At 42.6% G+C, this 6,000-nt stretch carries 5 protein-coding genes and 1 pseudogene; 5 read left to right on the forward strand and 1 reads right to left on the reverse strand.

What is annotated here, in order from left to right; genetic code table 11:
• Positions 1 to 171: 171 nt before the first annotated feature.
• From F607_RS0113400 to deoD, 5 genes are all read left to right on the forward strand, one after another.
• A complete protein-coding gene (locus tag F607_RS0113400) occupies positions 172 to 1,407 on the forward strand; it encodes a NupC/NupG family nucleoside CNT transporter (RefSeq protein WP_027708493.1) in 1,236 nt (411 codons plus the stop codon).
• 232 nt (positions 1,408 to 1,639) lie between these two features.
• Positions 1,640 to 2,413 (forward strand): deoxyribose-phosphate aldolase, encoded by a 774-nt coding sequence (gene deoC / locus F607_RS0113405; RefSeq protein ID WP_027708494.1) that lies wholly within the window; start codon positions 1,640 to 1,642, stop codon positions 2,411 to 2,413.
• A gap of 2 nt (positions 2,414 to 2,415) precedes the next feature.
• On the forward strand, positions 2,416 to 3,756 hold the full coding sequence (gene deoA / locus F607_RS0113410; RefSeq protein WP_027708495.1) for a thymidine phosphorylase: 1,341 nt from the start codon (positions 2,416 to 2,418) through the stop codon (positions 3,754 to 3,756).
• Positions 3,757 to 3,767: 11 nt separating this feature from the next.
• Positions 3,768 to 4,988: a phosphopentomutase gene (locus F607_RS0113415; protein ID WP_027708496.1), complete on the forward strand. Its 1,221-nt coding sequence runs from the start codon at positions 3,768 to 3,770 to the stop codon at positions 4,986 to 4,988.
• 16 nt (positions 4,989 to 5,004) lie between these two features.
• Positions 5,005 to 5,724, forward strand: a complete 720-nt coding sequence (deoD, locus tag F607_RS0113420) for a purine-nucleoside phosphorylase (protein WP_027708497.1) — start codon at positions 5,005 to 5,007, stop codon at positions 5,722 to 5,724.
• Positions 5,725 to 5,790: 66 nt separating this feature from the next.
• Here deoD and F607_RS34655 read toward each other — a convergent pair.
• A pseudogene (locus F607_RS34655) lies at positions 5,791 to 6,000 on the reverse strand (IS30 family transposase); the annotation flags it as partial.

Consider the following 6,000-nt stretch of genomic DNA (forward strand, 5'->3'; position numbering starts at 1 on the left):
GGTTGGGCTACCCATTTTTATAAGATGGCTATCGCTTTTATTGCCCTAAAAAATGTAAATTGATCCAGGTTAAGCAGAGATAAAAAAGCAAATAAAATTACTTCTATAGTTTTTTTCGATTTGTAATAATCGGTGCCAAATAATATTAAAGCAGTAAGAGGTTTATGCTCCATGGAAATTTTAATCAGTCTATTAGGGATCGTTACCCTGCTTGGGATAGCTTTCCTACTCTCAGATAACAAAAAAGCGATTAATCCACGCACTGTTGCCGGTGCATTCTTGCTCCAAGCAGGTTTAGGCGCTTTTGCGCTTTATTTTGATGCAGGTCGTAGTGCAATCGAAGCACTTGCCAGTGGCGTTAGTAAACTTTTTGCTCATGCAGATGCAGGGATCGGCTTCTTATTTGGTAGCTTAATAAACCCTGGTGCAGGCGACTGGGGCTTTTTATTTGCTATCAAAGTCTTGCCAGTCATCATCTTCTTTTCATCTTTAATCGCTGTTCTCTATCACCTAGGAATCATGCAGTTAGTGATCCGTGTAATTGGTGGTGGAATTCAGAAGTTGCTTGGTACCAGCCGCTCTGAATCTCTCTCAGCAACAGCCAACGTTTTTGTAGGTCAAACTGAAGCACCTTTGCTTGTTCGTCCTTTTATTTCACGTATGACCCAGTCTGAACTATTTGCAATCATGGTCGGTGGCCTTGCATCTGTTGCAGGTACTGTATTATTTGGCTATGTCAGCATGGGTGGTGATCTTAAATTCCTACTGGCTGCCTGCTTTATGTCTGCTCCTGGTGGTCTGCTGATGGCTAAAATTATTAAGCCTGAAGTTGAAGAGCCACACCAAGATATTCAAAGTGCTATTGATGATGATCCAGACCAACCAGTGAATGTTATTGACGCTGCCGCAGTTGGTGCATCTAATGGTCTTAAGCTATGTGTTAACGTAGGTGCAATGCTGATTGCATTTATAAGCTTAATTTCCGTACTTAACGGAATTACAGGTTGGACAGGTGAATTATTTGGTATAGCAGAATTAACCATTGAGAAAATTTTAGGCTGGGTTTTCTACCCCATTGCTTTCATCATTGGTACACCTGCTGCAGATATTACGCAAGTTGCCTCGCTAATCGGTCAGAAAATCATTGCTAATGAGTTTGTTGCCTTTATGTCTTATGGCGAACTTATTAAAACTGGTGGGCTGACAGAGCAAGGACAGGTAATTGCCAACTTTGCGCTGTGTGGTTTTGCCAACCTATCCTCTATTGCCATCTTACTAGGAGGCCTTGGTGCCATGGCACCTAACCGCCGTCCTGATATTGCACGCTTAGGATTAAAAGCCGTTGCTGCAGGTACTTTATCGAACTTGATGAGTGCGACCTTGGCAGGCTTATTCTTTATGCTTTAGGCATTATTGCCCAATCCAGCAACACCTACCTTTGGTAGGTGTTGCCATTTTGAAAGCCTGAATTTTTTTGTAATCATGCCAATAGCACGATTTCTCTTCGAGATTTTTTTCTTTTGCTATTGTTTACATTAAGGCTTTTTTCGCATTAAAAACTATCTGTTATAAATAGTGTTTTTTTAACCTCTTTTTTTCCTGGCATTTCGCCTTAAAAGTTTTTGAATGAGTGAGACTTATGGAAAATATTAAAGATGCTGCACTACGTGCTCTTCAACTCATGGACTTGACGACACTTAACGATGATGACACTCAAGAAAAAATCATCTCTCTTTGTCAGTCAGCCAAAACGCCTGTCGGTAACACAGCGGCTATTTGTATTTATCCTCGTTTTATTCCTGTTGCAGCCAAAACATTAAAATCACTAAATGCAGACGCAATTAAAATAGCAACTGTTACCAACTTCCCTGCGGGTGGTGATGATGTTGAAATCGCTGTAAAAGAAACAGCGGCAGCTGTTGCTTATGGAGCTGATGAAGTTGATGTTGTTTTTCCGTATAAAGCATTAATTGCAGGCAATGAGCAAATAGGTCATGACTTGGTTGCTGCCTGTAAAAAAGCATGTGGCTCAAACGTATTACTAAAAGTCATTATTGAAAGTGGTGAATTAAAAGACCCAGCTCTTATTAAAAAAGCCAGTGAAATTTCTATCAGCGCTGGAGCTGACTTCATAAAAACATCTACAGGAAAAGTGCCTGTCAATGCCACCCCTGAAGCTGCTGAACTGATGCTCACAGCCATTAAAGAATCTGGTAAAAACTGTGGTTTTAAAGCTGCAGGCGGTGTTAAAGACGCAGCCCAAGCTGCCGAGTACATTGCACTTGCAGAGCAAATTATGGGTAACGACTGGGTAACACCAGAACACTTCCGTTTTGGTGCCAGTAGCTTGCTTGCAAGTTTACTTCACACTTTAGGTCATGGTGAGCAACCCACAGAATCAAAAGGTTATTAATTATGTTTTTACCTCAAGAAATTATTCGTCGTAAGCGTGATGGCAATGTACTCAGCAAAGCTGAAATTGAATTTTTTGTTAGAGGCATCACCAATGGTAACGTATCAGAGGGCCAAATCTCAGCCCTCGCGATGGCTATCTTTTTTAATGGGATGACCATGGATGAACGTGTTGCGCTCACCTTGGCAATGCGTAACTCAGGTACCGTTCTAAGCTGGGATGACTTAAATCTACCAGGACCTATTATTGATAAACATTCCACTGGCGGTGTCGGTGATGTTGTCAGCCTGATGCTTGGCCCAATGCTTGCCGCATGTGGTGGCTTTGTACCAATGATCTCTGGACGCGGTTTAGGTCATACCGGTGGTACACTAGATAAATTCGACAGCATCCCAGGCTACCAAACTTGCCCAGACAATGCTCTGTTCAGAAAAACCGTTAAAGATGTTGGTGTTGCCATTATTGGTCAAACCGCCGACCTCGCTCCAGCGGATAAGCGGTTTTACTCCATCCGCGATGTTACAGGCACTGTAGAATCTATTCATTTGATTACCGCTTCGATCCTATCTAAAAAATTAGCAGCAGGCTTAGAGGCATTAATCATGGATGTTAAAGTAGGCTCTGGCGCTTTCATGCCAACGTATGAAGACTCCAAAGCACTTGCTGAAAGTATTGTTGCAGTTGCTAATGGTGCTGGTACTGCTACATCAGCCCTTCTCACAGATATGAATGAGTGCTTAGCAAGCTCTGCAGGAAATGCTGTTGAAGTACGTGAGGCCGTAAAATATTTAACTGGCGAATATCGTAATCCTCGTCTTCATGAAGTTACCATTGAGCAGTGCGCTGAGCTTTTAGCCCTCTCAAAATTAGCGACTAACCTGGATGATGCACGGAGCAAGCTAAATACTTGCCTGGACAATGGTCAAGCCGCTGAAATTTTCGGCAAAATGGTGACAAGCTTAGGTGGACCCACAGACTTTGTGGAAAACTATGATAATTACCTTGAAAAAGCCGAGGTTGTTAAACCAATTTACGCCCCAACATCAGGTTACGTCTCTGCTATGGACACCCGAGCACTAGGCTTAGCAGTTGTTAAACTTGGTGGTGGACGGCAAAGACCCACTGACACTATTGACTATGCCGTTGGACTGACAGATATTTGTCAATTAGGCAATCAAGTCGATACGCAAACACCTCTACTTACGGTGCATGCACGCAACGAAGCTCAGTTTGCTGAAGTTCAGGAGCAAATTATTAACGCAATCACCATCAGTGATCAGCGCCCAGCAGCAAACCCTTGTGTGTATGAACGTATTACGAAGGAGGATGTGAGCAAGCAGTAGGAGATGCACGCATGAAACGAGCCATTATTCTGGTTCTTGATTCTTTTGGTATTGGTGCAACAGAAGATGCTGACAAATTTGGCGATACTGGTGCTAATACCTTGGGTCACATTGCAGCAGCCTGTGCCAATGGCCAGGCTGAAATTGAGGGCCGCACAGGCCCTCTTAAGTTACCTAATTTGTCACAACTGGGTTTAATGCATGCCGCGCAAGAAAGTGCAGGCGCATTCCCGCAAGCTGTAGAATCCCAAGTTAATATTACAGGTGCCTACGGTTACGCGAAAGAACTTAGCAGTGGTAAAGACACGCCAAGTGGTCACTGGGAAATTGCAGGTGTTCCAGTACTCTATGATTGGGGTTACTTTGAGCCAAAGGAAAATAGCTTCCCTCAAGAGCTGTTAGATGAGTTTATTGCTGAAGCCAAAGTGCCTGGCATTTTAGGTAACTGCCACGCATCAGGTACCGAAATTATCAAACGTTTAGGTGAAGAGCACCGTCAATCAGGCAAGCCTATTGTTTATACTTCTGCTGATAGCGTCTTCCAGATTGCTTGTCATGAAGATAGCTTTGGCCTGGAACGCCTCTATGAGCTTTGTCTCATAGCACGTAAACTCTGTGATAAATACAATATTGGTCGTATTATTGCGCGCCCTTTTATTGGTGAGTCACCCGAGGAGTTTCAACGCACTGGCAACCGTCGTGATTATGCTGTTCCACCTCCCTCTGCAACTGTGCTTGATAAACTTGTTGCCAAAGGTGGAGACGTTATTAGTGTAGGTAAAATTGCGGATATTTTTGCACACCAGGGCATTACCCGCAAAGTCAAAGCTACAGGTCTAGAAGCTTTATTTGATGCAACGTTAACAGAAATGAATCAAGCATCAGACCAAAGCCTTATTTTCACAAACTTTGTTGACTTTGACTCATCATACGGCCACCGTCGTGATACTGCAGGTTACGCTAAAGCACTTGAGTATTTTGACCAGCGCTTACCTGAGCTGCTTGATATTATGCAAGATGATGATGTCCTCATTATCACTGCAGACCACGGCTGTGATCCTACTTGGCCAGGTTCAGACCATACACGCGAGCACATTCCGGTTCTGGTCTATGGCAAAAAAGTTCAGCCGGGCTCATTAGGTGGTCGAGAAACATTTGCCGACATTGGTCAAAGCCTTGCGTCTTATTTTTCATTAGAGTCCATGGAATACGGAACATCTTTTCTTAATTAATTGAGGTAAAGTAGTTATGCCAACACCACACATTAATGCTAAAGACGGTGCTTTTGCTGATACAGTTTTAATGCCAGGTGATCCTCTTCGCGCCAAATTTATTGCTGAAAATTTCTTAGAAAATGCTGAACTCGTTACTGATGTACGTAATATGTTCGGCTATACCGGCACATACAAAGGCCGTCGTATTTCAGTAATGGGATCAGGCATGGGCATCCCATCTATTTCAATTTACGCAAAAGAATTAATTACTGAATATAATGTTAAAAACATTATTCGTGTCGGAAGCTGTGGCGCTATCCATTCAGATATCAATTTGCAAGATGTCATTATTGGCATGGGTGCAAGTACAGACTCAAGTGTAAATCGCATCCGCTTCAAAAACTATGATTTTGCTGCACTGGCTGACTTTGGCTTACTACAAAATGCTTATGTCACTGCAAAAGCAAAAAATTTACCTGTGCGAGTAGGTAATATTTTCTCTGCCGATTTATTTTATACTCCTGATCCAACATCTTTTGATGCTATGGAAAAATACAATGTATTGGGTGTTGAAATGGAGGCCGCAGGATTATATGGTGTTGCTGCAGAGTATGGTGCTAATGCCCTTGCTATTCTTACTGTAAGCGACCATATTCGCCGCGGTGAAGCGTTGTCTGCTGAAGACCGCCAAACTACATTTAAAAATATGATCGAGCTTGCATTAGACTCTGTTATTGCTGGCGACCAAGCATAAATCGCTTAGTTAAAATAAAAAAACCCCATTTATGGGGTTCTTGGTTTCAACTAATAAGTGCAATTCTTAATTAGCGAGTAAATCGACTCGCCACCCTAAAAACATTTCATTCGGTGATTTGAAATTCCTTGTTGCCCTCGGGCGTTCATTCAAACGATCCATTACAAACTGAATATCTTCATCACTCACTTTATTAAAATCCGTGTCCTTTGGAAAATACTGTCGTATCAAGCCATTCGTATTTTCATTCGTGCCACGTTCCCAGGATGCGTACGG

Origin of the sequence: Zooshikella ganghwensis DSM 15267 (assembly GCF_000428585.1) — a bacterium.
Lineage (GTDB): Bacteria > Pseudomonadota > Gammaproteobacteria > Pseudomonadales > Zooshikellaceae > Zooshikella > Zooshikella ganghwensis.

Excerpts from the sequence above, each read along its gene's own strand:
- F607_RS0113400 (WP_027708493.1), top strand. The coding sequence starts at position 172 with ATGGAAATTTTAATCAGTCTATTAGGGATCGTTACCCTGCTTGGGATA.
- deoC (WP_027708494.1), top strand. The coding sequence starts at position 1,640 with ATGGAAAATATTAAAGATGCTGCACTACGTGCTCTTCAACTCATGGAC.
- deoA (WP_027708495.1), top strand. The coding sequence starts at position 2,416 with ATGTTTTTACCTCAAGAAATTATTCGTCGTAAGCGTGATGGCAATGTA.
- F607_RS0113415 (WP_027708496.1), top strand. The coding sequence starts at position 3,768 with ATGAAACGAGCCATTATTCTGGTTCTTGATTCTTTTGGTATTGGTGCA.
- deoD (WP_027708497.1), top strand. The coding sequence starts at position 5,005 with ATGCCAACACCACACATTAATGCTAAAGACGGTGCTTTTGCTGATACA.